Consider the following 25,780-nt stretch of genomic DNA (forward strand, 5'->3'; position numbering starts at 1 on the left):
CATATCAACGGTAAAAACCCGCCTATTTAAGCGGGCTTATGTCTCATACATATAACTTACAGTATATCATCAATACTCAAAAATGTGCAAGGCAGTAGAAGAACATCATGTCATATTTTAGCGATACATAATGAAATGCTGTGCAAAAAGAACATTTATAATATTATCAACTATGACATTTTGATCGAACTCAGCAATATCATCATGAGAAACTTGTCCCGACAGAGTGGCAATACTGCTGTCAGAGTGATCTAACAAGCATGCAAAAATGAGTAGAGTCATGCAAGTCATAGACAAAATTCCATAGCAGTGCATATAATGAAAAAGAACACCTCTATCGCTTGCGAGCGGGAGGGTTTTATCATATTTCATTCACAAAAAATATCGTCATCCGCTCATTGCTTAAGTAGAGGTGCAGTTTCTATGCGAATCCGTGTTATTGGTGCTCCAATCGATCTGGGTGCAGACCGGCGTGGAGTCGATATTGGGCCACGAGCCATTCGCTATGCCGGGCTCCAAGATCAACTTCTCAAGCTAGGCCATAGCGTCCATGATGTAGGAAATATCGATATTCCTCTGCCCGAAAATCAGCCCACGGGTAATCCGCGCCTGAAATATCTCGAGCCAATCACCAAGTTGGCCGAGGAGCTATCACAGAGCGTAGCGCAGGGGCTTGAAGAGCATGAATTCCCCTTAATTCTAGGTGGTGATCACAGTATGTCTCTCGGCTCGATCAGTGGAGTCGCGCAGGTCCACAAAAACGTTGGAGTTATCTGGGTCGACGCCCACGCGGACTTCAATAGCGAGGATACCACACCTTCAGGGAATATTCACGGCATGATTCTAGCCGCCCTGGCAGGATTCGGCGATGCCAGATTAGTCAACATCGGCGGCTGGGCTCCCAAGGTTGATAAAAATAAAATCGTGATTCTCGGCGCTCGTGATCTGGATGAAGGCGAACAAAAGTTACTCCGCGAGCAGCAGATCCACGTCTTTACCATGTCCGACATCGATCGTCGCGGCATAGCATCGGTAATGCAGCAGGCGATCAGCATCGCAGGCGCCTACAACAGTCCGATCCATCTCAGCCTGGACATGGACTCATTAGACCCTCGCGAGGCTCCTGGCGTCGGTACTCCCGTACGCGGCGGACTCAGCTATCGTGAAGCACATTTCGCCATGGAGATGCTCGCCGAATGCGAGCGGCTGGTCTCAATGGATGTCGTCGAAGTCAACTCCATCCTGGATAGCCAGAACGCCACAGCATTGCTGGCCGTCGAATTAACACTTTCAGCGCTCGGCAAGAAAATCCTCTAAAGATCAGCTTACACTGCTGACAAAAAGAGATCTTGTTTCTAGCACAAGCGTTTATTCGTTATAAAAAATATCCCTGGCACGAGCTTTCGTGCATTATCGATAAATATATTCGTATTCGCAGGCACATTTCTTGGTGCGTGAAGCATCCCACAAATGGAGAAGGAGGAGACGGTAAGCAGTCTCAAAGTCAGCTTATCCACAAACAACAATGGACGCAAAAATACTCTACATGAATGGTGAATACATCCCGGCTGAACGTGGTGTAATCTCGGTACGTACCCATGCATTCGCCTATGGAACAGGCATCTTTGAAGGCATTCGCGGCTACTGGAATGAGGAGAAACGACAAGTTTACCTGTTCCGCTTACGCGAACACTATGAGCGCTTGTTACGTTCCGGCAAAATCATGCGCATCAACCTGCCATATTCAGTCGAGAGCCTGATCGAAAGCAGTATCGAATTGGTGAGGCGCAACGATCAGCATGAGGACGTCTACTTGCGTCCAGTGGGCTACAAAAGCGACGAAATCATCGGCGTACGCTTAAACGATCTCACCGACCATTATCTGCTCACCTCAGAGCCAATGGGAAACTACGTCGCCATTGGTGGCTTACGCTGTGGTGTCTCATCCTGGCGTCGCATCGACGACAACGCCATCCCGGCACGAGCCAAGATCACCGGCAGTTATGCTAACGCAGCCTTTGCAAAAACCGAAGCGCTCCAGAACGGCTTTGACGAAGCCATTATGCTCAACCATGAGGGACACGTCTCGGAAGGCAGCGCAGAAAATATTTTTCTGTTCCAAAACGGCGAATTGATTACGCCGGCACCCTCCGAAAATATCCTGATGGGCATCACACGCGACACCGTGATCCAGCTGGCCAAAGAGGAGCTGGGACTGACAGTGCGCGAGCGCCAGATCGATCGTACCGAGCTCTACACCGCCGACGAAATCTTCCTCTGCGGAACCGGCGCACAGATCGCTCCTGTCGTCGAAGTAGACCATAATCTCGTCGGTACCGGTGAGACTGGTCCGATTGGACAGAAATTGCAAGATCTGTACTTTGACATCGTACGTGGAAACATTCCGAAGTACCTCGACTGGTGTACTCCCGTCTATTCAGAGGTCACAGCTCAGCGCTAACGCCGGTCAAAGCAACGAAAAGAGCCAGCAGCCCACCGATCGGCGGCCTGCTGGCTCTTCTGTTTGGAACACGCAGAATACTGAAGCTTAACGCTTTGTATACTGTGGGGCCTTACGGGCACGTTTCAAACCTGGTTTCTTTCTTTCCTTCATCCGTGGATCGCGGGTGAGATAGCCAGCTTTGCGCAGAGCAAGCTTGTTATCAGGATTCATGCGTACCAGGGCGCGTGCCAGACCGTGGCGGATTGCGCCAGCCTGACCGCTTGAACCGCCGCCTACGACGCGGACGGTCAGTGAATAGGCAGAGCCATTCAGATCGAGCGCACGCAAGGGAGCAGCGACGGCTGCCAGATGTGTATCGCGCTGTCCGAAGTAATTCACGGCAGGTTTGCCATTGATTGTGATGCTACCATCGCCATTGGGGATGAGGCGGACGCGAGCAACAGCCGTCTTACGTCGTCCCATACCGTAGTAGTAGTCATTCCTTGAAATGTCAGCCAAGGTCTGTTCTCCTCTTCTTTACTTTAAGCCTTAGTAGCCTTAGCCTGCTCCAACAACGCCTCGGGGCCTGTCCAGATAACTGGCTGCTGGGCCTCGTGGGGATGCGTCGGGCCGGCGTAGATCTTCAAGCGAGACATAATCTGGGAGCCCAGGCGATTGTGCATGACCATACCACGAATGGCATGTTCAAGGGCGCGCTCTGGATGTTTACCTTCCAATGTCTGACGCAAGGTTGTCTTCTTCAATCCACCGGGGTACTGTGAATGGCGATAATAGACTTTCTGCTCCAGGCGATTGCCTGTGACAGCGATCTTATCGGCGTTGATCACAATCACGAAATCTCCGCTATTGAGATGTGGTGTGAAGGTAGGTTTATGTTTACCACGCAAAATATGCGCAATCTGTGTTGCAAGGCGACCCATGATCTGACCCTCGGCATCAATGACGTACCAATTGGGTTGCAGATCAGCGGCCTTGGCGCTGTATGTCTTTATCATTTGTTCGTTACTCCAAAATTTTCAGGGTAGTCAACCCGTACCAGGCACAGCCCTTGTGGCGGGGCCGCGAAACCAGGATGTACCTTATCTGCACGTTGCAAAATTTCACGGAATTCTGCAAGACTCAGACGCCTCTGCCCCACGAGCAAGAGCGTCCCAACCATTCTACGGACCTGTCCTGTCAGAAAAGAATTCGCAGTAAAATCACAATAGATGAGTTCGTTTGCCTCTGGACGTATGCAACGTGCTGCTAACATCGTACGAACACACGAGTGTGGCCCGGGTTTCAAAGGGTTCGTGTCATTAGGACTATGTCCAAATGCGCTAAAATCATGGCGACCCAGCAGGGCCTGACAAGCTTCATTCATGAGATCTGCATCTAGAGCATGAGAATAATGATAGCTAAATCTGGACCGTAAAGCCGTCGGCGCGGGATCATTCCAGATCGTATAGCGATACTCACGACTCCTGGCGCTAAAGCGAGAGTGAAACCCTTCGGGCATCACCTTCACCCATCGCACCGCCACCGTCTTTGGTAAAAGAGCATTGAGCCCATTCAGCCATACCTCAGGCTCGCGCTGAGCATGCGTGTGAAAATGGATAACCTGCCCACTCGCATGCACGCCAGCATCGGTACGCCCGGCACTGTTCACGACAGAGAAGACATTTCCAGAGACACGCTCAATAGCTCGCTCCAATGCTCCCTGCACCGTCGGCCCTACATTTTCTGATTGCCGTTGAAAGCCACGAAAATCAGTGCCATCATACTCAATACCACAAGCAATGTTCATATCAATTTAAGAGATCCAAGATTGGACGCGCTACATCAAGTTCCGCGTGCAATATCTTCCTAGACCAGGGCAATCTGTGCGATCTCAGCCGCATCACCTTTACGGCGACCCAGCTTTGTGATACGCGTGTAACCACCAGGACGACCCAGATAACGAGGAGCCAATTCTTCAAACAGTTTCTTAACAACCAGCTCATCGGGCAAGGCGCTCAAGATTTGGCGGCGAGCATGCAGCTCAATCACCATCGCAGCGTAGGCAGCGTTCAAGCCTCTCTCAGCATCGCCCTCATTCGAGAAAATGCTCAAGAGCTCTTCGCGGCGAGCCTTCAACTTATCTTCCTGGAATTTGCGTCCTTTATCGGTCAAAGGAGCTTTGAGCAATACAGCGCGATCCTCATTAGAACCAACACTATGATCGAGTGAGAAGCGACCTTTGCGTGCAAAATCCAGCACCTTGGTAGCCTTGTCTTCGTCAGTCACAACTGTTGCCAGATGTTTGCGGGCATCTTCACGCCCCTTTACTGCCACGGAGATCAGCTTTTCTACTTCTCCACGGATCGCACGTGCACGTGCTTCGGTCGTCTGTATACGATCGTATCGGATGAGACCTGCCATCAGATTACGTCGAGCAGACCGACGACGCGGCTCCGGCATACCCATCCGGTTGCCAGCAATTCGGTGTCTCAACTTATTCCTCCATTTCGTGATCGCCGTCTGAATCGGCTCCGACGGTGCTCGTGCGCGGATTTGGCAGGAAGTTACGTACAAGCAGTCGCTCGCGCAACTCTTGCAGGCTCTTCTCACCGAAATTGCGTACGCCCAGCAGATCTTCCTCGTTCATCGAGAGGACCTGACCAACTTTCGTGATATTACTACGCTTCAAGCAATTGTAAGCGCGTACCGAGAGATCAAGTTCTTCAATGGGAGTATCATAGATCTTCTGGGGGATGGGCAAGCTGCTCAGAGGTGGCTTATCAAGCTCTGGTGGCAACTCGGCGCGATAATTGGCGAGCAGAGTCAAATGCCGCACCAGGATATCCGCACCCTGACGTAATGCCTCATCGGGCACAATCGTCCCATCCGTCGTAATTTCAAGCACAATTTTATCAAAGTTTGTCATCTGCCCTACACGCGTATGCTCAACGGTATAACTCACCTTTGGCACAGGCGTATAGATAGCATCAACCGGGATGACCCCGATCGGCTGATCCTCTTTTGAGTCGGCAGGAACGTAGCCCCGACCCGTCTCGACAACCAGTTCCATATCGAGACGTGCATTATCGTTATCGAGTGTGGCGATATGCAGCTCAGGATTCACAATCTCTACCGTGCTGGGAGCGATGATATCTGCTGCTGTCACTTCGCGAGCTCCGCTGACTTCCAGACGCATCGACACAGGATGGTCCGAGAAGGAGCGTAAGCGCAAACGTTTGACATTCAACACGATATCAGTCACATCTTCCATCACGTTAGGGATGTCCTGAAACTCATGCTGTACACCCTCGATGCGAATAGAGGTTACGGCCGCACCAGGCAACGAAGACAGCAATACACGCCGCAACGAATTGCCAAGGGTCATGCCATACCCAGCCTCTAACGGCTCTATATCATAACTCGCATAATTGCCTTGAGTCTTTGTATTTTTTATGCGAGGTAGTACAATATCTAGCAAGGTTCTAACCTGCCTTTCTTTTTCTACCAGGTCCAGTAGCGCTCACAAGACAACTTGATCAGGGAGACAAAACCCAGAACGCTGGTAGTCCAAGAGTTCTTCGCACTGATGCGATCCATCTTCCGAAAGATCAATCAGACACGGACTAAACCCTTCTAACACACAAGCCTGCGACACTTGCCAGGAACTCTTTTGTTGCAATAGCAAAGAGCGCGGGCGTGTGCCATGAAGTCTCCGCCAACTCAAGCGCTTAACGCTGGTAATACTCCACCACCATCTGCTCATCGAAGGGTAGTTCGAGATCCGCTCGTGAGGGTATGGTTATGACGCGACCAGATAATTCGTTGATGTTCAGACCTAACCAGGTAGGAACACCCTTTTGAGCTAGCATCAAAGAGCGGGCCTTGAAATACTCAATTCCCTTACTGCGCTCGCGCACAGCGATCACATCATTTGGCTTGGCGATAAAGGATGGAATATCTGTCTTGCGGCCATTGACTGCGAAGTGACCATGGTTTACCAGCTGACGTGCCTGCGCACGTGAATCGGCAAAGCCAAGGCGATAGACCAGGTTATCCAGGCGCATCTCTAAGATATGTAAGAGATTCTCGCTGGTCTTCCCGGGACGGTTTGCAGCCAGACCAAAATGCTTCACGAACTGGCGCTCTAATACACCGTATGTACGACGTACGCGCTGCTTCTCGCGTAACTGCTTGGCATAACCAGACTCTTTACGAGCGCGGCTGGTACCATGCTGTCCTGGCTTTGTAGGGCGGCGCTCCAGGGTACATTTTGTCATGCACTTGTCGCCCTTTAAGAAAAGTTTTACCCCCTCACGTCTGCACAGTTTGCAAACGGGGCCGGTATAACGTGCCATCTAGTTCTTTCCTCCTCACCGATCAGTCCGGCTATACACGACGACGCTTTGGTGGTCGACAGCCATTGTGCGGAATAGGTGTAACATCTGTAATTGAAGTGACGGCAAGGCCGGCCTGCTGCAATGAGCGGATAGCCGCCTCACGGCCAGAGCCAGGGCCTTTGACAAAGACATCAATCTGTCGTAAGCCATGATCCATCGCCTTGCGCGCTGCTGTCTCAGCAGTCACCTGCGCGGCGTATGGAGTGCTCTTACGTGAGCCTTTGAAGCCCTGACCACCCGCGCTGCCCCATGAAAGAACGTTTCCATTAGGATCGGTGAGGGTCACGATGGTATTATTGAATGTGGCCTGGATGTGCGCCTGCCCACGGGGAACAGATTTACGTTCACGCCGCCTGACTTTGCCCGTTGGTTTCTTCTTGTCTGCCATTTTTAAAACTTCTCTCCTGCGCTACGCTACTTTTTCGCTGCCGCTTTCTTCTTGCCTGCAACTGTACGCTTTGGACCACGGCGCGTACGCGCATTGGTTCGCGTTCGCTGGCCACGTACTGGCAGGTTACGGCGGTGGCGCATACCACGATAGCAGTTAATTTCGATCAGCCGTTTGATATTCATATCAACTTCACGACGCAGATCGCCTTCAACTTTAAATTCACGGTCGATGACTTCACGAAGTCGATTGACCTCTTCCTCGCTCAGGTTCTTCACACGTGTATCCGGGTTAATGCGTGTTCTGTCCAGGATCTTGCGGCTGGTTGTCAGCCCAATTCCGTAGATGTAGCACAGCGAAATCTCCACACGCTTCTCTCGTGGAATATCTACACCGGCAATTCTTGCCATCTTTTCCTCCAGCTTCACGTTTCGGATCTTATTTGCTCTGCTTGTATGCAGGTAATCTAAGATCCGAAACCCCTGATTAGCCTTGTTTTTGTTTATGTTTTGGATCTTTGCTACAAATCACCATCACCACACGATTGCGGCGAATGATTTTGCAGCCATCACAGCGCGGTTTTACCGAGGCGCTTACCTTCATGTCTTGCCTCTCTTCTTGTTTGAGACTCAGAAATTCACAACTATCCCCACAACCACTCAGAAGTTTCAAGGCGCACAGCTCTCTCTACTCACTGACAGCGATGAGGTATGGAACTGCAAACCAGAATCACATGAACGGAACTTACATGCTTCCTCTTATGCAGCCCAACTGACCGAAAAAGTACCGATAGGAGAAAAGGAACAATGATGCTTGTGTGCTCAACCCCAGGGATCAGCACATCAGCAAGCCAGAGGCAACATCATCGCGCGCGCCATGTTATGCGCCCTCGTGTCAGGTCATAGGGGGACAGCACGACCCTCACCTTATCACCTGGCACGATACGTATGAAATTCATACGCATACGCCCTGATAGGACAGCTAAAACCTGATGGTTTTCATCAATCTCTACTTTGAACATGGCATTGGGGAGGGACTCCAGTATCTTGCCCTCAACCTCAATTTCATCCTTTTTTGGCATAACATCCTTTCCCTAGCGGCGGGACCTACGTTCGCTACTACCTGCATATATCTATACCAAACGCGCTTTGTGCGGCAGCCTTCGCATGAGCAATCGCGGATTATATTGCAGTTATCTATGCGCTTGAAAGTATAAAAGGGCAGCAGTAAATACTGCTGCAGCCAACTACGAATTATAGCATACTTTCTCTAGAGTGTCGAGGGGAATTTTCCTTTTTGGAATTTTCCCTCGTGCAGGTACCACTAGTGGTAACGCGCCCCACCGCACAAGCCTTGTGTATACATACTAAACGTTCGCAGATCGACAACAAACTTCTATGCTTATTATCGATCTACTAGCAGACTACGGATTTATCTAAAACTCTGCGCAGCTTCGATCAGGCTCTTGGCCACAAGATCAATGCTACGATTCCCATCAATGGTCTTGAGTTTATTTTGCTGTTTATAATAATCTAACAACAGTATCGTTTCATTAAAGAAAATGTCTAGACGCTTATGAACAGCCGGGCCGGTATCGTCTACTCTTTGATAGAGTTCACTACCATCCTGGTCACAGATTCCCGGGACTTTTGGAGGATTCGTGTCGATATTATACACGTGTTGGTGAGCACGACAAATGTAGCGACCTGTCAGCCGATGAAGTAAGATATCACGCGGAACGTCCAGGTAAACACTGCCATTTATCATCTGATCACGCTGTGCTAACCCTTTGTCAAGTGCCTGCGCCTGCACCGTATTGCGGGGGAAACCGTCGAGCAGAACTCCATCGTGAACAAATTCAGGCTTAGAGATATGCTCCAAGACCATCGTCACGGTTAAGTCATCGGGGACAAGATCTCCGCGATCAAAGTACGTTTGCGCTTTTTTCCCTAACTCAGAACCATCCACAGACGCTTTACGAAAAAGGTCTCCACTTGACACATGATGAATACCAAGAGATCGAGCAAGTAATTTCGCCTGGGTCCCCTTCCCCGATCCCTGTGCACCGAACAGGATTATATTCACGATTTTCCTCCGACGAAGTCTCGGAGAAATGCTACACTGCACTTCTCCGCGAATGAGAGACAGTCAAGGGAACATAGTGGTACAGCCACTGCACAAACCCCTTGTCTAAGAAAGAAAACCCGAATAGTTACGCATGACCATTTGAGATTCCAACTGTCGCACAGTGTCGAGTACAACACCGACTGCAATTAAGAGCGAGGCGGCTCCCAGCATCTGGTTTCCGCCGACACGAGCCACGAATGGTAAGACTGTGATCACGCCCAGAAACAGTGCTCCTGCCAGCGTGATACGATTTAAAATCGTGAACAGATACTTACTCGTCGGCTCACCCGGACGATAGCCTGGGATAAACGCACCCTGCTTTTGCAGGTTCTCCGGAATGTTTTGCTGCTGCCACAACACATACGCATAAAAGTAGGTGAAAGCGACCACAAGCAAAAAGTTAATCACCCAATACCACCAATCGCTGGTATTAATCACGTTCGACGCAATCCACAGTGCTGTATCCTTGACCCATGGCGTGTTATTCGTACTCAGGTACTGCACAATTACCGTTGGGAAGAGCAACATTGAGGATGCGAAGATCAGTGGAATCATACCGGCACTGTTGATCTGCATGGGGATGTAGGTCGTCTGAGCCGAACCTACCAGCATACCACGACCAACACTGCGCTTGGTCGGATATTGAACTGGCACGCGGCGTTGACCCAGATAGATGTAGATAATCCCGATGATGGTGATGACACCAATAATCAGAAATACACCGATGCTCACAATCGCTGTACTACCACCAGATTGTGCAGCCGTTACGCCCTGTGAAACATACTTTGGCAGATTGCTCAGAATGTTGGCAAGGATGATGATTGAGATACCGTTACCGATGCCTTTTTCGGTGATCAATTCACCAAGCCAGACCAGAATCATTGTACCTGCCACCAGTGATGCCAAAATAGCGAACCCCTGCAAGGCATATGCAGGATCAAACAAGTTAAAATTCGTCAATACTTTCTGCTGCTGGAAGAGCGCACATTGTCCCAGAGCCTGTAAGAAAGCCAGTGGAACCGCAATGATACGGGTAATCTGGCTGAAGCGCAGACGACCTGACTCTCCCTGGGTGGACAAGTTCTGCAGCGCTGGAATGATTGGCTGCAAAAGCTGCATCACGATGGTAGCAGTAATATACGGATAGACAGAGAAAGAGACGATTGAAAAGGTCTGCAAAGATCCACCAGAGAACACATCCAGCAGGCCCAACAGCTGACCCAGGCCAGTATTGCCATTGGAGACAATACCTTGCAAAGTCTTCTGCTCATCGGCCGTCAGAGGCACATTGATATGAGCCAGGATGCGGAATACTAACAGCATTCCCAGGGTGAAGAGGATCTTTTTGCGCAGATCGGGGACTGTCCAAATACTACGCAGTTTTTCCCACATGAGAGCCTCCTTTTTACAAAGAACGCCAACACAGAATAACCCTCGGCCGATACAGATAAACAAGAGGCCAAGGAGATAACTCCCTGGCGCTCTTTGCTATTGTTAAGCCTGAACAGGTGTGGCTGTATGCTCGTTCCCGTCTTGACGTCGTTTGGTCTTTTCGTGCACCTTCATTGGAATGATTTCGACGCTACCGCCGGCCGCTTCGATCTTGGCCTTAGCACTCGCTGAAAATTTATGCGCGTGTACGGTCAAAGGATGATCGAGTTCGCCATCACCCAGGATTTTTATCAATCCCCGGCTCTGCGATGCTGTCAGAAGGCCGCGTGTCAACAGATCCTTCGGATGAACCTGTGTGCCCTCATCAAACAATTCAAGGTCTACGATGTTAATAATAGTATAGTCGTCCTGGAAAGGGGTGGTGTTATTACCAAGACCACGAACGAACGGTAAACGCTTGGAGAGACGTGTCTGACCACCGTTAAACGAGCGGTTTACATGTCCACCGGTACGCGCCTTCTGTCCTTTTGTACCACGGCCAGCGGTCTTTCCACGACCAGAGCCGTGACCACGGCCAAGGCGGCGCTCCCTTTTATGGGAGCCGGGGGCTGGCTGTAAATCAGAGAGTTTCACTGACAATCTCCTCTACTTGAACCAGGTGGCTCACCTTGCGGATCATTCCGCGTACAGCAGGCTGATCGTTATGCTCCACCGTGTTCTGAAGTTTGTGCAAGCCGAGAGCCTTAATTGTTTCTTTCTGATCTTTTGGGTAGCCGATAGAGCTTTTGACCCATTTTACACGTAATTTTGCCATGATACTTACTCCCTATCGACGACCGCTACCGCCGCCGCTACGATCTCCGCCGCCACCGCTGCGTCGATCGCCACCACGGTCATTGCCGCCACGTCGATCGCCACCACGATCACCGCGTCGATTGGATACCGCACGGTTCTCACGGAGCTCTTCTTCTCTGGCAGCACGAGCTGCGGCAGCCTGTTCGGCGGCGGCAACTGTAGCAGCAGCGAGCTGGTCAGCACGCTTCTTACCCAGAAGTTCAACAACAGTCTTACCGCGACGTGCAGCTTCGGCATCCGCCGAGCGCAACTCGCGCAATCCCTTAACGGTTGCCTGGACGGTATTGGCCTTGTTCGTGCTACCCAGGGTCTTCGTCAGAATATCACGCACACCAGCGGACTCCATGACCGCACGGACCGCGCCACCGGCGATAACACCAGTACCAGGAGCAGCAGGTTTCAACATCACCTCAGAAGCGCCAAAGCTCGATGTGATGGCAAAGGGGATCGTCGTACCGGTCAGAGGAATCTCTACCAGATTTTTCTTTGCATCCTCTACACCCTTACGAATCGCCTCTGTATACTCACCCGCTTTGCCGAAGCCGAAGCCAACGTGTCCGTTATGATCACCGATCACAACCAGGGCACGAATACTAAACCGTCGGCCGCCTTTGACCACCTTGGAGACACGGCTGACTTCCACCACTGTCTCTTCAAGGTTCAGTTTTGAAGCATCTATTCTTGCCATTATTTCTGTCTTATCTCCTCTAAATTCACGCGTGTTTTGTGTTGGACTGGATGATACCAGGCCAGAACTCAAGCTTGTGTGGCTTTCACAATACATTCATTTCGCGTGTGTCCAGCCACTCTCGTTTCGTCATCACACGCATGAAAGGTTGTCGTGCGGCCTAGAAATCCAGGCCGGTTTCACGAGCGCCTTCAGCTAGCGCAGCGACTCGTCCATGGAAAGCATAACCAGCACGATCAAAGACAACGCGGGTCACGCCCTGCTCTTTCGCACGCTGAGCGACAATCTTGCCAACTTCACGTGCCAGAGCAACCTTACGGTTTGCGGCGATGCCTGCAAGTTGCTCAACAGGAGTCTTCTTTACTTTTTTCTCTGCGACCGGCTGTGCAGCACGAGTCTGCTTTGCTCCCTTGCCTTTGGTGGCAACAGGTGCTTCAGCGGAGACTTCGACAACTTCACGCTCTGACGTTGGCTGTGCTTCCGTGCTCTCGCTTGTGGTTGAGGCAGGTGGCTCATATTTGAAATCGTGCAGACTCTCATCCAGAGATGAGGCTGCCGCCAACGTGCGACCAGTAGTATCGTCGATTACCTGTGCATAGATATGATGTCCACTGCGAAATACATTCAAACGTGGACGTGACGAAGTACCTTCGAGATGGCGACGTATACGCTGGTGCCGCCGCAGCCGCGCCTTATTAGCTTCAAATCTCTTAATCATAATTGCATTACAAAAGATTTTGCCGGTACGATGAGAGGCAATCTTTTGCAATTCCCCTTTCTTTGATACGCGAGCCGAGGAGGTTGAGAGCGACGTGGTCGGCACTACGTCTCTCGTGGAACTTTGTCCTCGTGATTGCCGCGTTTATGACATGGTGTGTCTGACACACCTGAGGTGCTTCCATGTGGTAAAATGCCTGGTTCGTCAAATGAACCCATAGTATAGTACCACACTCTGCCTACAGTCGCGAATTTTGTCACAACTGATAGACAGAAAGTCGCATCCGTGACAATCTATGGCATTAATTACTACGCTAGATTGTATCACGGACACGAAAGAGTGCACTGCTAATTATTTCTTTTTGCCGCCGACTTTACCAGCTTTACCAGCTTTGCGACGAATCTTCTCACCAGCATAGCGGATACCTTTGCCTTTATAAGGCTCAGGCTTACGCACGCGGCGGATCTCCGCTGCCACTGCTCCGACAAGCTGCTTGTCGATACCGCTGACGCTGATCTTTGTGGCCTTGGTGGCTGCATCGATGCCGTCAAAGGAGACGGTGATGCCCTCAGGTGGCTGCACTTCGATCGGATGCGAGAAGCCAACCAGAATCACCAGGTTATTGCCAACTTTGTTCGCACGATAACCGACGCCGTGAATCTCCAATGACTTGGTATATCCAGTCGTGACGCCGACCACCATGTTGTTGATCAGTGAGCGATAGAGGCCGTGCATTGAGCGATGCTCTCGGCTATCTGAAGGACGAGAAACGGTCAGTTCGCCGTTCTCGAGCTTCAATTGCAGATCAGGATTGATCTGCTGTGAGAGTTCGCCCTTTGGGCCTTTGACGGTCACCAGGTTGCCGTCTGTCCATTCCAACTGTACTTTTGGAGGGACAATGATTGGAGCACGTCCAATACGAGACATAGGATACCTCCCTCTACCAAACGTAGCAGATGACTTCGCCGCCAAGACCATGCCTGTAAGCGTTCGAACCGGTCATCAAGCCCTGTGGTGTTGAAAGGATCGCCACGCCCAGTCCACCGCGTACGCGGGGAATGTTAGCTTGCTTCGTATATACGCGCAAACCGGGCTTACTGACGCGCTTCAACTGCGTGACAACAGGTTTCTTGTCTGAGTAACGCAATGTCAGGCGCAGTGTCCCCTGCGGATTATCTTTCAGGATCTCGATGTCCTTGATGTAGCCTTCTTCTTTGAGCACGCGCGCGAGACTCAGCTTCATTTTTGAAGCCGGAACTAAAACGCGAGTATGTCGTGCTGCTGCCGCATTACGAATGCGCGTGAGCATATCCGCAATGGGATCAGTCATATTCATGGATGTTCCTCCACATCATGTAGCAGTCAAAGCCTTCAAGCTTTCTTGCAACATGTCCTTTCATCTTCGCGTTTCTACCAGCTCGATTTTGTGACACCGGGCAGTTCGCCGCGCAACGCACGTTCGCGGAAACAGATACGGCAGAGACCGAATTTGCGCATATACGCGCGTGGTCGGCCGCAGACTTGACAGCGGTTATGCTGCTGCACCTTAAATCGGGGCTTGCGCTGCGACTTTACAATCATTGATGTTTTTGCCATTAATCGCCCTCCAGCGTTACTTCTTAAAGGGCATGCCCAATAAAGCGAGCAGCCGACGCCCTTCCTGGTCCGTTTTCGCGGTCGTTACGATCGTAATCTCCATACCGCGCAGCTTATCGATTTTGTCGTAGTCAATCTCAGGAAAGACCAGTTGCTCACGTAGGCCCAGTGTATAGTTGCCACGTCCATCGAATGCCTCAGGGGAGATGCCCTGGAAGTCACGGATACGTGGTAAGGCTACGTTGATTAACTTGTCCAGGAAGTAGTCCATACGTTGACCGCGCAACGTCACCATACAACCAATTGGCATACCTTCACGTAATTTGAAGGCTGCAACTGACTTCTTGGCGCGTGTCACCACCGGATGCTGACCAGTGATGGTGGCCAGGTCGGCGACTGCGGCATCCATAGCTTTCGCGTTCTGGATGACTTCTCCCATTCCGATGTTTACGACAACTTTGTGGATACCGGGAACCTGCATAGGATTTTCATAATTGAATTCCTTCTGCAAGGCAGGTATAACATCCTGGCGATATCGCTCTTTAAATGCTGTTGCCATACTACTTAACTCCTCGTCCTGTCAGCCACGACCTTCTGGCATTTCTTGCAGATGCGCACAGAACGCAGCTTCTGGTCTTCACCGATAGGACGACGCTCATGACCGACACGAGTGTACTCTCCACACTCTGTGCACTTTAACATGACGTTCGAGACGTGTATCGGCATAGCCTTCTCGATGATACCGCCCTGTCTCGTCTGACCCTGTGGGCGCACATGCTTCTTCACGACGTTCAGGCCTTCAACAATGACTTTGTTGTCCTGAGGCAGCGCACGTGACACAGTGCCCACTTTATCCCGATCCTTACCGGCCAGAATGACGACGGTGTCGCCCTTCTTGATATTTAATTTGGCAAGGTGGAGAGGCTTTTTCTCTTTTAAATTTTTTGCCATCTTTTTCCCCGTTAAAGCACTTCTGGTGCAAGCGAAACGAGTCGTGTAAAGTTCTTTTCACGTAACTCGCGGGCCACAGGGCCAAAGATACGCGTACCACGTGGGTTATTACCGGCGGCAATAATCACGGCAGCGTTCTCATCAAAGCGAATGTGTGAGCCATCGGGGCGCGAGTACTCTTTCGAGACGCGCACGATTACAGCGTTCACAACATCGCCCTTTTTCACCTGTCCATTTGGTGTAGCCTGCTTGACCGAAGCTTTAATTACATCGCCCACGGTGGCATAGCGTTTCGCTGAACCACTCATGACACGAATGCACATGATTTCTTTTGCGCCAGTGTTGTCGGCGACTTTCAGTCGTGATTGTGGCTGAATCATCTGTCAAATCTCCCTATTCTGCTGACTCGTTAGAGTCGCTGTTCAGATCAGGGTCGACTTCAGCTACAACTTGTGCGACAGGCACAATGCCGGAACTGTTCTTTACGATTTGGACCAGACGCCAGCGTTTTAATTTGCTCAGCGGACGGCTTTCTTCGATACGAACCAGATCGCCTACCTGAGAGGTGTTATTCTCATCATGCGCATAAAAGCGTTTTGTCTGCTTGTACGTACGCTTGTAGATGCGATGCTTCTTTAAGGACTCTACGACGACAACAATCGTCTTGTCCGCTTTGTTGCTGACTACTTTCCCGACTTTTTGCTGGCGATGGCTAGTTTTCTTAGCCGCCGCCATGGCTTCTTCGGGAGTGAGCGCAGCATTAGATTGCTGTGTCATCTTGCTCATTCTCCAATATGGTTAAGCGATGCTGCAAGCGCGCAATATCCTTACGCGTCTGTGCAAACACACGGCTATTTTTTACTTCACCGCGCTGCTGCTGCAAGCGGAGTTGGAACAATTTCAAGCGTAATTCCTGAACCTGCTTCTGAACTTCAATCACGTTCAGATCGGCAACTTCTTTACGGCGATCACTAAGCTTCGACACTGCCAGCCTCCCCTCTTGTAATAAAGCGGGTCTTAACAGGGAGTTTGTGACCGGCCAGGCGCACAGCTTCTTTAGCAATCTCTTCGCTGACTCCGCCGATCTCAAAGATGATACGACCTGGTTTGACAACTGCCACCCAGTGATCGACTGCACCTTTACCACTACCCATACGAGTCTCAGCCGGTTTGGCGGAAATAGGCTTGTCAGGGAAAACACGAATCCATACTTTACCACCACGCTTCATGAAGCGGGTGAGCGCAATACGGGCGGACTCGATCTGACGGGCCTCCATCCAACAGGCTTCCAGGGCTTGCAGCCCAAATTCGCCGAACGAGAGGGTGCTGCCGCGTACGGCCTCGCCCCTCATGCGTCCACGATGTTGTCGACGATACTTTGTACGTGATGGTGCCAATAACATGGCTTCGCTCTCCTCTACTCGCTCTGAGTGGCCCCTGTTTCAGGTGCTGGCGCGGGCGTCGGCGTTGTGGTGCTCTCGCTGGCCGGTGCTGCCTGCTCAGGACGTGGCTGACGAGGTGGACGCTGGGGTCTATCACCAGCTGGACGGCTGTCGCCTGCTGGTCGGGGACCACGGTCTCCACCTACTGGACGTGGACTGCGCTCACCTACTGGACGATCTCCCGCTGGGCGTGGCGGACGCTGGGGCCTATCACCAGCTGGGCGGTTGTCGCCTGCTGGACGTGGGCCACGGTCTCCTCCACGAGGACGATCTCCCGGTGCACGTGGGGCACGATCACCACCCGCTTGAGGGCGGTCATTGCGACCACGACGCTGCTCATTACCGCGACGATCATCACGTCCGCCACCGCGAGGGGCGTTGTTCTGATGTGCGGCTGCTTCCACTTGCTGTTCAGCCAATTCACGGCGCTTGCTTGGTAGTATATCACCTTTGTAGATCCACACTTTGATGCCAATGACACCAAATGTTGTGTGGGCCTCGGTCTGACCATAATCGATGTCGGCACGCAGGGTCTGCAACGGAACGCTTCCCTCGACTTCTTTTTCAGTACGAGCGATTTCCGCGCCACCTAAGCGACCGGCACAAATGACTTTGATACCTTTTGCGTTGGCACGCATGGACTTCTGGACGGCCTGTTTCATGGCACGTCGGAAAGATACGCGCTTCTCTAACTGCTCGGCGATGCTGCGACCAACCAGGAGGGCGTCCAGTTCCGGCTGGCGGATCTCGACGATGTCCATGCGCACGCGGCGCTTCTTGGTCTTGTCTTCCAGTAGAGCTCTGAGCTTGTCTACTTTATCGCCGTTCTTGCCAATCACAATACCAGGACGGGCTGTATGAACTTTGACGAGTACCTGATCTGCGGCGGTGCGCTCGATCTCAATTTGTGAGACCGAAGCATTGGCAAGTTCCTTGGTGATAATTCGGCGAATTTTGAAATCTTCGGCCAGAATATCTTTATAATCATGCTCAGCATACCAACGGGATTGCCATCCTCTTACGACGCCGAGCCTGAACCCATTGGGATGCACTTTATGTCCCAAAAGTGTCCTCCTTCTTAACTGTCTCTAACGACGACTACCAGCGTCAGCTGGATCATCTGAGACAATCACTGTGACATGACAAAAGCGTCGTAAAATGCGAGCTGCCCGACCATGAGACCGTGGTTTCACGCGTTTAATTCGGAACGAGTCATCCGCCACAATATTCAATATATACAGTTCATCTGGATTGAGATTGTAGTTATTCTCCGCATTGGCCGCTGCCGAAGCTACCACCTTGCTTACAGGTGTCGCGCCAGCTTGGGGCAAGAACTGGAGAATAGCCAGAGCCTCATTTACCCGAAGCCCTTTCACCGCGTTCGTGACCAGACGCATCTTGCGCGGCGGAATGCCAATATCTTTTGCAATAGCCCTGACTTGCATCTCTACCTCACATTATACCCCGAGGAAGGGGCACCATTTCAAATTTTAAACTTTTGGTCGGCCCCTGGGACAACCTTATATGGTCCCGGCACTCTCCTCGGAGGGCTCATCAATGAAGCCACTTTAACTTACCACTAACGAACGCTAGTAGTTTTTTCGTTTTTGCCACCAGCATGTCCACGATAGTGACGTGTAGGAGCAAATTCACCTAATTTATGGCCCACCATGTTCTCACTGATGAAAACTGGTACATGGGTCTTACCATTATGCACGCCGATGGTCATACCGACCATCTCTGGGAAGATCATCGAAGCTCGTGACCAGGTCTTGATCACGCGGCGATCGCCGGTCTTGCGCATAACCAGGACTTTTTTCCTGAGTGACTCATGAATGTATGGACCTTTTTTTCTTGAGCGCGACATGTGCTATTTCTTCCTCCTGCCTGCATTGCGGCGTCGGACAATGAAGGGATCCGTTCTTTTGTTACGACGGGTCCTGAAGCCCATAGCAGGTTTGCCCCAGGGAGTCTGTGGCTTACCACCAATAGGTGCTCGGCCCTCACCACCACCATGAGGATGGTCGCGCGGGTTCATAACAGATCCACGAACGGTTGGGCGGCGGCCCAGGTGACGCGAACGTCCGGCCTTACCAATGCTCTGATTCTCGTGATCGGTGTTGCCGACCTGACCAATGGTTGCCATGCACGTGATATGCACGCGACGCTGCTCACCTGATGGCAAGCGAACCTGGGCGTAATCGCCCTCTTTCGCCATCAACTGCGCACCGCCACCCGCACCACGCACCATCTGACCACCACGACCTGGCTCCAACTCGATGTTGTGAATCGTGGTACCCGTGGGGATGTTCTTCAATGGCAGGGCGTTACCGATACTGATATCGGCATCGGGACCAGCCTCAACGCGATCTCCCACGTGCAGGCCAACAGGAGCGATGATGTACCGCTTCTCACCATCAAGATAATGCAGGAGTGCAATACGTGAGGTGCGATTTGGATCATACTCAATCGCCGCTACTTTGGCAGGAACGCCCGTCTTATTGCGTTTGAAGTCAATAATACGGTAGGCGCGCTTGGCACCACCGCCATGATGACGAGTGGTGATCTTGCCCTGGTTGTTACGGCCAGCATGCTTCTGCAATTTGACTGTCAGAGACTTCTCCGGGCGAGTCTTTGTGATCTCCTCGAAGGTCGAGACCGACATTCCGCGACGTCCAGGAGATGTGGGTTTATACTGTCTTGTTGGCATCTCTCAAATCTCCCTATGCCTTCAACGCATCGATTGATTCGCCCTCTGCGAGCGTGACAATCGCTTTTTTCCATTCGCGGGCCTCTACCGGTCGAGGAGCAGCACCACGTCGGCGAATCGACTTTGGCTTACCGGGCATGCGCAAAGTATTCACCGAGGTGACTTTTACTTTGAACAGTTGCTCAACCGCCCGACGGATATCAACTTTGGTCGCGGTCAATGCCACTTCAAATGTATACTGATTTCGCTCTTGTAACTTGACTGTTTTTTCAGTCACGATACCTTTGCGCAGTATTTCTGTGATCTCCACAGTATCTCCTCCTCGCCTTACGCTTCGCTCTCAGCTGGCGTGGTGTCATCATCGGCGGCCTCAACAACTGCATCTTCTGCAATCTTGACGCTCGCGTCCTCTGCACTCAGGCCCTCGCCGAAAACTAATTCAATCCAGCGCACGGTTTTGACTGGCATGATGACATAATCATGCTTGAGCAACTCCACAACGTTAATCGAGGAGACATGCTGCACTTTTGCCGTTGGAATATTGCGTGTCGATAAGACCACATTTTCGTCGCGGCTCGGCAACACCACAAGTACTTTTTTGCCTTCGCTGGCAGGCAATTTTCCCAGGATTTCCAACATATCCCTGGTTTTAGGAGTATGGAGGATCAGGTCATTGACCACAATCAAGGTCGAGTTGGCTACTTTGTCCGACAGAGCCGAACGAATCGCCAGACGTCTGACCTTTTTCGGGACATCGTGATGGTAAATATGCGGTCGGGGACCCCAGACAACACCACCATGGCGGAACTGTGGGGCACGCTGACTACCCTGACGAGCGCGGCCTGTACCTTTTTGTCGATACGGCTTTTTACCGCCACCTTTGACTTCTGCGCGAGTCTTGGTTGAGGCGTTACCTTGCCGGCGATTGACCAGTTGTGCTGTCACAACCTGATGGAGAACCGCTACGTTAGGGATAACTCCGAACACCTGCTCGCTCAGTTCGAGCTGTTCTACGGCCTCTCCGGCCTGATTATATACTGTAGTCGAGGGCATTTCGGTTACCTCATCACATGCTTTTTAATCATGACCAAGCTGCCATTAGCACCGGGCACCGAGCCTTTGATCACTAACAGGTTGCGCGTGGGATCAGCTTGTATCACTTGTAATTTCTTCGCCGTCACACGTGCGTTACCCATGTGACCAGCCATTCTGGTTCCCTTCAGTACGCGCCCTGGAGTGGTACCTGAACCAATCGAGCCTGGTGCACGATGGCGGTCCGACTGACCATGAGTCTTCGGTCCACCAGCAAATCCATGTCGTTTGACGCCGCCCTGGAAGCCCTTACCTTTGGTCGTTCCCACGATGTCTACTGACTCACCATCTCGGAACAGGCTGACGTCAATTTTGGCTCCCAGTTCTACGCCCTCGGTGCTCTCATCAAGCCCTACTTCACGCAGGACTTTGAAAGGACCAAGTGCTGGACCCGGGCGGCGTTGACGGTTCGACTGAATCTTCAACAGTTTCTGAATCTGTTTCGTATCTTTTTTCTTCGCGGATTCGGTCTCGGTCTCACCCTCCGCTTTGGCGTCAGCACGTTGCGCTTGCTGATGGGTCTGCAACGACTTCCGCTGTCCTTTGAGCAATGGCAGACTATGTCCGAGATGACCAAGTTCTGGGCGCGAGACATTTTTCAATGTGGCGTCTTCGAAACCGAGTTGGACCGCTTCATATCCATCCTGGGCCACGGTCTTTACCTGCGTGATCACACAAGGGCCAGCCTCGATGATCGTGACGGGAATAGCCGTTCCATTCGGTCCAAATACCTGGGTCATGCCGACCTTCCTGCCCAATAATGCATTCAGCATATTTCTAAACCTCTCTTCAACTCTAGGGGATGTATCAGTGCTTTTCCAGCAGCCCCTACAGTTTTACTTCGATATCCACGCCTGCGGGCAGGTTCAAACGTGTCAGGGCCTCAACTGTCTTGTTCGTCGGATCAATGATATCGATCAAACGCTTGTGAGTACGAATCTCGAACTGTTCGCGTGCATCTTTGTCGATAAACGGTGAACGCATCACGGTATATTTATCGATCTCAGTAGGCAACGGCACTGGGCCTGAGACACGTGCTCCGGTCTGTTGCGCTGTATCCACAATCTGAATCGCCGACTGGTCCAAGATACGATGATCGTATGCCTTAAGGCGAATGCGAATGCGCTGTTTCACTCCTGCGGCCATTTTTCTCTCCTGTACGGATAGGGGTCAGAGGGCAATTGGGCTCATCTCTACGTTTATGCGTCTTCCTTGAGCTCTATCCATAACCCCTGCTAGCAATGCTTAATTAAGCACTTTTGTGCAGATGCCAGCACCAACGGTTCGGCCACCTTCACGGATTGTGAACTTTACGCCCTCTTCCATCGCGACCGGCTGGATCAGTTCCACCGTCATCTCGACGTTATCGCCAGGCATCACCATCTCCACGCCCTCTTTCAACTTGATCGCGCCAGTTACGTCGGTTGTCCGCACGTAGAACTGAGGGCGATAGCCGTTGAAGAATGGGGTGTGACGTCCGCCCTCTTCTTTTGAGAGGACATAGACCTCTGCCAGGAAGTTTTTGTGCGGCTTGATCGATCCGGGCTTCGCCAGGACCTGACCACGCTCGATGTCGGTGCGCTCAATACCACGCAGCAGACAGCCAACGTTGTCACCGGCCTGACCGGAATCCAGGGTCTTCTGGAACATCTCGACGCCGGTAACGACGACGTTGCGGGTCGTCTCTTGCATGCCAACGATCTCGACGTTTTCACCGACTTTGACGACGCCACGCTCGATACGTCCGGTGGCGACGGTGCCGCGACCTTTAATACCGAAGACATCTTCAATAGGCATCATGAACGGCTGATCGGTTGCACGAGGAGGGGTGGGGATGTAGCTGTCTACCTGATCCATCAACTCCCAGATCGGCTTGGCGGCCTCGTCGTTGCGAGACAGATCGCCTTTGCTCTCCAGAGCGGCCAGCGCTGATCCACGTACGACAGGAACATCGTCGCCAGGGAAATCGTATTTGGAGAGCAGTTCGCGTACTTCCAGCTCCACCAATTCGAGTAACTCTTCGTCGTCCATCATGTCGACCTTGTTCAGGAAGACAACCATGGCTGGTACTTCTACCTGACGAGCAAGCAGAACGTGCTCACGCGTCTGTGGCATCGGACCATCAGGGGCGCTCACCACGAGAATAGCGCCGTCCATCTGAGCGGCACCGGTGATCATGTTTTTGATATAGTCAGCGTGACCAGGGCAGTCCACGTGTGCATAGTGACGCTTCTCGGTCTCATACTCCAGGTGAGCAATCGAGATCGTGATACCACGCTCGCGCTCTTCGGGAGCTTTGTCGATCTGGTCAAAAGCCGTATATTTGGCAAGCTGAGCATTCGCCAGCACTTTCGTGATAGCAGCTGTCAGGGTCGTCTTGCCATGGTCAATGTGTCCAATTGTTCCAATGTTCACATGCGGCTTTGTCCGCTCGAACTTTTTCTTCGCCATGTCAATACCTCTTTGTTGTTTCATTCTCCTGCACCCGGCAGGACACGTATTTAAAGATACTTACGCTCGGTCGGCCTATTCCCTGAGTTCGGCACCGAGATAGTAGAGTATTTCAATATCAGCTCTCTTTTTGCAAAGATAGCGCAGCACTTTAGCGCTTCGCATTGGGCTGGTGTGGAAGCTGACCACATTGCTGCTACAATCCGCTCAGCTCCCGCACCAACCCAATCCACCACACGACCACACTCGGACAAGGAGGCATAGAGCCTCAATCACCGATCTCTATTCGCGTAGAGAGTATGCAGCACAAACCAACCAGGACCTTGTCTGTCTACATACAGAGGTTTTGATGACAGGAGGATGTAGGGGGGAAATATCGGCCCCGGATCACCTATCTCAAGCTGAGGGGCATCTTTGCAGATGCCCCAGCATGTATATACTTACCAGTTTAGTGAGTTGTGCGTTTCGCAATAATTTCGTCACCCAGCACTTTTGGCACTGGACTGTAGTGCGAAAATTCCATCGTATAGGCTGCACGCCCACTTGTCATCGAACGGAGGTCGTTCACGTAGCCGAACATTTCGGAAAGAGGAACATGTCCCCGCACCACAATTGTTCCACCGCGGGGTTCCATACCCTGAATGATACCTCGGCGACGGTTGAGGTCACCAATTACATCCCCATAGAACTCATCCGAAGTTGTTATTTCAACTTTCATCATTGGCTCAAGCAGGATCGCTCCAGCCTTCGCTACCGCATTTTTGATACCGATTGATCCAGCGGTCTTAAAGGCCATTTCACTTGAGTCGACATCGTGGAAGGAACCATCATACAGTGTGACTTTGACATCGATCATCGGATAGCCGGCGATAACGCCATTCTCCAATGTCTCTCGGACGCCATTCTCAACTGGTTTGATGTATTCTTTTGGAATTACACCACCAACGATGCCATTGACGAACTCGAAGCCCTTACCCGTTTCGTTGGGCTCGACACGCAACCAGACATCACCATATTGTCCATGACCACCGGTCTGACGAATATGTTTACCCTGAGCTTGCGCTTGCTTCGTAATTGTCTCACGATACGCTACCTGAGGACGTCCAACATTAGCCTCAACCTTGAACTCGCGGAAGAGACGATCGGTAATCACGTCCAGATGCAGCTCGCCCATGCCCTCGATGATCGTCTGACCACTCTCTTCGTCCGTATGGACGCGGAAGGTCGGATCTTCTTCAGCCAGTTTGTTCAGGGCAATGCCCATCTTTTCCTGGTCGGCGCGGGTCTTCGGCTCAACAGCCAGATTGATCACCGGCTCTGGGAAGGTGATCGACTCCAGAATGATCGGGTGTTGTGCGTCACAAAGTGTATCACCAGTGAAGGTATTACGCAAACCGACAGCGGCACAGATATCACCGGCGCGAATCTCATCGATATCTTCGCGGTGATTAGCGTGCATACGCAGTAGACGGCCAATACGCTCGGTTTTACCCTTGGCAGAGTTTTCCATCGAGCCGCCTTTAGCCATTATACCAGAATACACACGGAGATAGGAAAGTCTACCCACAAATGGGTCAGAAACGATCTTAAACACCAGTGCGCTGAAAGGCGCGGAATCCGAAACCTCACGGGTAATCGTCTCGCCGCTATCAGGATCGAGCCCTGTAGGGATCTCAATATCCAGAGGAGAAGGCAAAAAGGCAACCACTGCATCAAGCATAGCCTGCACGCCCTTGTTTTTCAAAGAGCTGCCACACAATACTGGTACCAAGACGTTCGCAATGGTGGCTTTACGTAGAGCTGCGATGATCTCCTCTTTGGAAATCTCTTCACCCTCAAGATACTTCAGCGTCAACTCTTCGTCAGTCTCAGCGACGCGCTCGATCAGCGCCTCGCGATGCTGCTCATAAGAAGCCTGAAGATCATCAGGAATGGCGACTTCCTTCGACGTTGTGCCCAGGTCATCTGTGTAGACAACTGCCTTCTGCTCCAAAAGGTCGACGTAGCCCTTGAAATCGGACTCCATGCCAATCGGAATTTGAATGGGGACAGCGCCCGCGCCGAGTCGCTCTTTGATCATGTCCACACAGCGCCAGAAATCAGCGCCGGTGCGGTCTAGTTTATTCACAAAGCACATGCGTGGAACATCGTACTTGTCTGCCTGACGCCAGACCGTCTCAGATTGTGGCTCAACACCGGCTACTCCGTCGAAGACCACGACGCCACCATCGAGCACGCGCAATGAGCGCTCGACTTCGGCCGTAAAGTCTACGTGGCCTGGAGTATCGATGATATTGATGCGGTGATCCTGCCAGAAACAGGTAGTTGCAGCCGACGTAATCGTAATGCCGCGCTCTTGTTCCTGAGGCATCCAGTCCATCGTCGCGGCCCCTTCATGCACCTCACCGATACGGTGAATCTTCTTGGTGTAGAACAGGATACGCTCCGTTGTCGTCGTCTTACCGGCGTCAATATGAGCAATGATACCAATATTTCGTGTTTTTTCGAGTGGATAATCTCTTGCCATTGT

36 protein-coding genes and 1 pseudogene are annotated in these 25,780 nt (G+C 51.7%); 2 read left to right on the forward strand and 35 right to left on the reverse strand.

All coding sequences use genetic code 11. From position 1 onward, the window contains the following. The first annotated feature begins 423 nt into the window (after positions 1-423). A complete protein-coding gene (gene rocF / locus AC27N8_RS21085; RefSeq protein ID WP_487069377.1) occupies positions 424-1,317 on the forward strand; it encodes an arginase in 894 nt (297 codons plus the stop codon). Positions 1,318-1,525: 208 nt separating this feature from the next. After that, positions 1,526-2,461: a branched-chain amino acid transaminase gene (locus AC27N8_RS21090; RefSeq protein WP_487069378.1), complete on the forward strand. Its 936-nt coding sequence runs from the start codon at positions 1,526-1,528 to the stop codon at positions 2,459-2,461. Between the two features lie 87 nt (positions 2,462-2,548). On the opposite strand, the gene rpsI is transcribed toward AC27N8_RS21090, so the two are convergent. The 35 genes and pseudogenes from rpsI to fusA form a co-directional block, all read right to left on the reverse strand. Beyond that, positions 2,549-2,962 carry a 30S ribosomal protein S9 gene (rpsI, locus tag AC27N8_RS21095; protein ID WP_487069379.1) on the reverse strand — a complete coding sequence of 138 codons (414 nt, stop codon included), beginning with the start codon at positions 2,960-2,962 and terminating at the stop codon, positions 2,549-2,551. A 23-nt stretch (positions 2,963-2,985) separates the two neighbouring features. Continuing rightward, entirely contained in the window at positions 2,986-3,456 is a 471-nt protein-coding gene (gene rplM / locus AC27N8_RS21100; protein ID WP_487074721.1) for a 50S ribosomal protein L13, read from the reverse strand. Then, on the reverse strand, positions 3,456-4,250 hold the full coding sequence (gene truA / locus AC27N8_RS21105) for a tRNA pseudouridine(38-40) synthase TruA (RefSeq protein WP_487069380.1): 795 nt from the start codon (positions 4,248-4,250) through the stop codon (positions 3,456-3,458). Before truA ends, rplM begins: the two co-directional genes overlap by 1 nt. 59 nt (positions 4,251-4,309) lie before the next feature. Beyond that, a complete protein-coding gene (locus AC27N8_RS21110) occupies positions 4,310-4,936 on the reverse strand; it encodes a bL17 family ribosomal protein (RefSeq protein WP_487069381.1) in 627 nt (208 codons plus the stop codon). Position 4,937: 1 nt separating this feature from the next. Next, a complete protein-coding gene (locus tag AC27N8_RS21115; RefSeq protein WP_487069382.1) occupies positions 4,938-5,921 on the reverse strand; it encodes a DNA-directed RNA polymerase subunit alpha in 984 nt (327 codons plus the stop codon). A gap of 250 nt (positions 5,922-6,171) precedes the next feature. After that, on the reverse strand, positions 6,172-6,798 hold the full coding sequence (gene rpsD, locus AC27N8_RS21120) for a 30S ribosomal protein S4 (RefSeq protein WP_487069383.1): 627 nt from the start codon (positions 6,796-6,798) through the stop codon (positions 6,172-6,174). Between the two features lie 31 nt (positions 6,799-6,829). Continuing rightward, positions 6,830-7,228, reverse strand: a complete 399-nt coding sequence (gene rpsK / locus AC27N8_RS21125; protein ID WP_487069384.1) for a 30S ribosomal protein S11 — start codon at positions 7,226-7,228, stop codon at positions 6,830-6,832. 26 nt (positions 7,229-7,254) lie between these two features. Next, a complete protein-coding gene (gene rpsM / locus AC27N8_RS21130) occupies positions 7,255-7,638 on the reverse strand; it encodes a 30S ribosomal protein S13 (protein ID WP_487069385.1) in 384 nt (127 codons plus the stop codon). Between the two features lie 76 nt (positions 7,639-7,714). Next, the gene (gene rpmJ, locus AC27N8_RS21135) at positions 7,715-7,831 is read right to left on the reverse strand and encodes a 50S ribosomal protein L36 (RefSeq protein WP_151755519.1); all 117 of its coding nucleotides are present in this window, start codon (positions 7,829-7,831) and stop codon (positions 7,715-7,717) included. Between the two features lie 259 nt (positions 7,832-8,090). Further along, a complete protein-coding gene (gene infA / locus AC27N8_RS21140) occupies positions 8,091-8,309 on the reverse strand; it encodes a translation initiation factor IF-1 (RefSeq protein ID WP_126626664.1) in 219 nt (72 codons plus the stop codon). Between the two features lie 350 nt (positions 8,310-8,659). Beyond that, positions 8,660-9,313, reverse strand: a complete 654-nt coding sequence (locus AC27N8_RS21145) for an adenylate kinase family protein (RefSeq protein ID WP_487069386.1) — start codon at positions 9,311-9,313, stop codon at positions 8,660-8,662. Positions 9,314-9,418: 105 nt separating this feature from the next. After that, positions 9,419-10,747 carry a preprotein translocase subunit SecY gene (gene secY / locus AC27N8_RS21150; protein ID WP_487069387.1) on the reverse strand — a complete coding sequence of 443 codons (1,329 nt, stop codon included), beginning with the start codon at positions 10,745-10,747 and terminating at the stop codon, positions 9,419-9,421. Positions 10,748-10,849: 102 nt separating this feature from the next. Next, a complete protein-coding gene (gene rplO / locus AC27N8_RS21155) occupies positions 10,850-11,380 on the reverse strand; it encodes a 50S ribosomal protein L15 (RefSeq protein ID WP_487069388.1) in 531 nt (176 codons plus the stop codon). Next, the gene (gene rpmD, locus AC27N8_RS21160) at positions 11,367-11,561 is read right to left on the reverse strand and encodes a 50S ribosomal protein L30 (RefSeq protein ID WP_487069389.1); all 195 of its coding nucleotides are present in this window, start codon (positions 11,559-11,561) and stop codon (positions 11,367-11,369) included. Before rpmD ends, rplO begins: the two co-directional genes overlap by 14 nt. Before the next feature lie 231 nt (positions 11,562-11,792). Then, positions 11,793-12,290, reverse strand: a pseudogene (gene rpsE, locus AC27N8_RS21165) (30S ribosomal protein S5); the annotation flags it as partial. A 160-nt stretch (positions 12,291-12,450) separates the two neighbouring features. Further along, positions 12,451-13,113, reverse strand: coding sequence for a 50S ribosomal protein L18 (locus AC27N8_RS21170; protein ID WP_487069390.1), 663 nt, complete (start codon positions 13,111-13,113; stop codon positions 12,451-12,453). Between the two features lie 246 nt (positions 13,114-13,359). After that, positions 13,360-13,935, reverse strand: a complete 576-nt coding sequence (rplF, locus tag AC27N8_RS21175) for a 50S ribosomal protein L6 (protein WP_487069391.1) — start codon at positions 13,933-13,935, stop codon at positions 13,360-13,362. A gap of 13 nt (positions 13,936-13,948) precedes the next feature. After that, positions 13,949-14,344 carry a 30S ribosomal protein S8 gene (gene rpsH, locus AC27N8_RS21180; RefSeq protein ID WP_487069392.1) on the reverse strand — a complete coding sequence of 132 codons (396 nt, stop codon included), beginning with the start codon at positions 14,342-14,344 and terminating at the stop codon, positions 13,949-13,951. Between the two features lie 74 nt (positions 14,345-14,418). Continuing rightward, on the reverse strand, positions 14,419-14,604 hold the full coding sequence (locus AC27N8_RS21185; protein ID WP_487069393.1) for a type Z 30S ribosomal protein S14: 186 nt from the start codon (positions 14,602-14,604) through the stop codon (positions 14,419-14,421). 16 nt (positions 14,605-14,620) lie between these two features. Continuing rightward, positions 14,621-15,163, reverse strand: a complete 543-nt coding sequence (gene rplE, locus AC27N8_RS21190; protein ID WP_487069394.1) for a 50S ribosomal protein L5 — start codon at positions 15,161-15,163, stop codon at positions 14,621-14,623. Between the two features lie 5 nt (positions 15,164-15,168). Beyond that, complete coding sequence (gene rplX, locus AC27N8_RS21195) at positions 15,169-15,555, reverse strand: 50S ribosomal protein L24 (protein WP_487069395.1); 387 nt, start codon at positions 15,553-15,555, stop codon at positions 15,169-15,171. An 11-nt stretch (positions 15,556-15,566) separates the two neighbouring features. Continuing rightward, on the reverse strand, positions 15,567-15,935 hold the full coding sequence (gene rplN / locus AC27N8_RS21200; protein WP_487069396.1) for a 50S ribosomal protein L14: 369 nt from the start codon (positions 15,933-15,935) through the stop codon (positions 15,567-15,569). Between the two features lie 13 nt (positions 15,936-15,948). Then, a complete protein-coding gene (gene rpsQ, locus AC27N8_RS21205; RefSeq protein ID WP_487069397.1) occupies positions 15,949-16,332 on the reverse strand; it encodes a 30S ribosomal protein S17 in 384 nt (127 codons plus the stop codon). Next, positions 16,316-16,540: a 50S ribosomal protein L29 gene (gene rpmC / locus AC27N8_RS21210; protein ID WP_487069398.1), complete on the reverse strand. Its 225-nt coding sequence runs from the start codon at positions 16,538-16,540 to the stop codon at positions 16,316-16,318. Before rpmC ends, rpsQ begins: the two co-directional genes overlap by 17 nt. Then, on the reverse strand, positions 16,527-16,958 hold the full coding sequence (gene rplP, locus AC27N8_RS21215; RefSeq protein ID WP_487069399.1) for a 50S ribosomal protein L16: 432 nt from the start codon (positions 16,956-16,958) through the stop codon (positions 16,527-16,529). The genes rpmC and rplP overlap by 14 nt, the downstream gene beginning before the upstream one ends. Before the next feature lie 14 nt (positions 16,959-16,972). After that, positions 16,973-18,061, reverse strand: coding sequence for a 30S ribosomal protein S3 (gene rpsC, locus AC27N8_RS21220; protein ID WP_487069400.1), 1,089 nt, complete (start codon positions 18,059-18,061; stop codon positions 16,973-16,975). A gap of 24 nt (positions 18,062-18,085) precedes the next feature. Next, positions 18,086-18,442 carry a 50S ribosomal protein L22 gene (rplV, locus tag AC27N8_RS21225; RefSeq protein ID WP_487069401.1) on the reverse strand — a complete coding sequence of 119 codons (357 nt, stop codon included), beginning with the start codon at positions 18,440-18,442 and terminating at the stop codon, positions 18,086-18,088. A 134-nt stretch (positions 18,443-18,576) separates the two neighbouring features. Then, positions 18,577-18,864: a 30S ribosomal protein S19 gene (gene rpsS, locus AC27N8_RS21230; RefSeq protein ID WP_487069402.1), complete on the reverse strand. Its 288-nt coding sequence runs from the start codon at positions 18,862-18,864 to the stop codon at positions 18,577-18,579. 3 nt (positions 18,865-18,867) lie between these two features. Next, positions 18,868-19,707: a 50S ribosomal protein L2 gene (gene rplB / locus AC27N8_RS21235; protein ID WP_487069403.1), complete on the reverse strand. Its 840-nt coding sequence runs from the start codon at positions 19,705-19,707 to the stop codon at positions 18,868-18,870. Between the two features lie 13 nt (positions 19,708-19,720). Continuing rightward, positions 19,721-20,017 (reverse strand): 50S ribosomal protein L23, encoded by a 297-nt coding sequence (rplW, locus tag AC27N8_RS21240; protein WP_487069404.1) that lies wholly within the window; start codon positions 20,015-20,017, stop codon positions 19,721-19,723. A 17-nt stretch (positions 20,018-20,034) separates the two neighbouring features. Continuing rightward, a complete protein-coding gene (gene rplD / locus AC27N8_RS21245; protein WP_487069405.1) occupies positions 20,035-20,760 on the reverse strand; it encodes a 50S ribosomal protein L4 in 726 nt (241 codons plus the stop codon). A 5-nt stretch (positions 20,761-20,765) separates the two neighbouring features. Continuing rightward, complete coding sequence (gene rplC / locus AC27N8_RS21250) at positions 20,766-21,572, reverse strand: 50S ribosomal protein L3 (RefSeq protein ID WP_487069406.1); 807 nt, start codon at positions 21,570-21,572, stop codon at positions 20,766-20,768. 55 nt (positions 21,573-21,627) lie between these two features. Then, complete coding sequence (gene rpsJ / locus AC27N8_RS21255) at positions 21,628-21,945, reverse strand: 30S ribosomal protein S10 (RefSeq protein WP_487069407.1); 318 nt, start codon at positions 21,943-21,945, stop codon at positions 21,628-21,630. Between the two features lie 99 nt (positions 21,946-22,044). Continuing rightward, the gene (tuf, locus tag AC27N8_RS21260; RefSeq protein WP_487069408.1) at positions 22,045-23,250 is read right to left on the reverse strand and encodes an elongation factor Tu; all 1,206 of its coding nucleotides are present in this window, start codon (positions 23,248-23,250) and stop codon (positions 22,045-22,047) included. 448 nt (positions 23,251-23,698) lie between these two features. Further along, positions 23,699-25,777, reverse strand: coding sequence for an elongation factor G (gene fusA / locus AC27N8_RS21265; RefSeq protein ID WP_487069409.1), 2,079 nt, complete (start codon positions 25,775-25,777; stop codon positions 23,699-23,701). Positions 25,778-25,780: the final 3 nt, after the last annotated feature.

This window comes from Dictyobacter sp. Z7_2 (assembly GCF_057551105.1).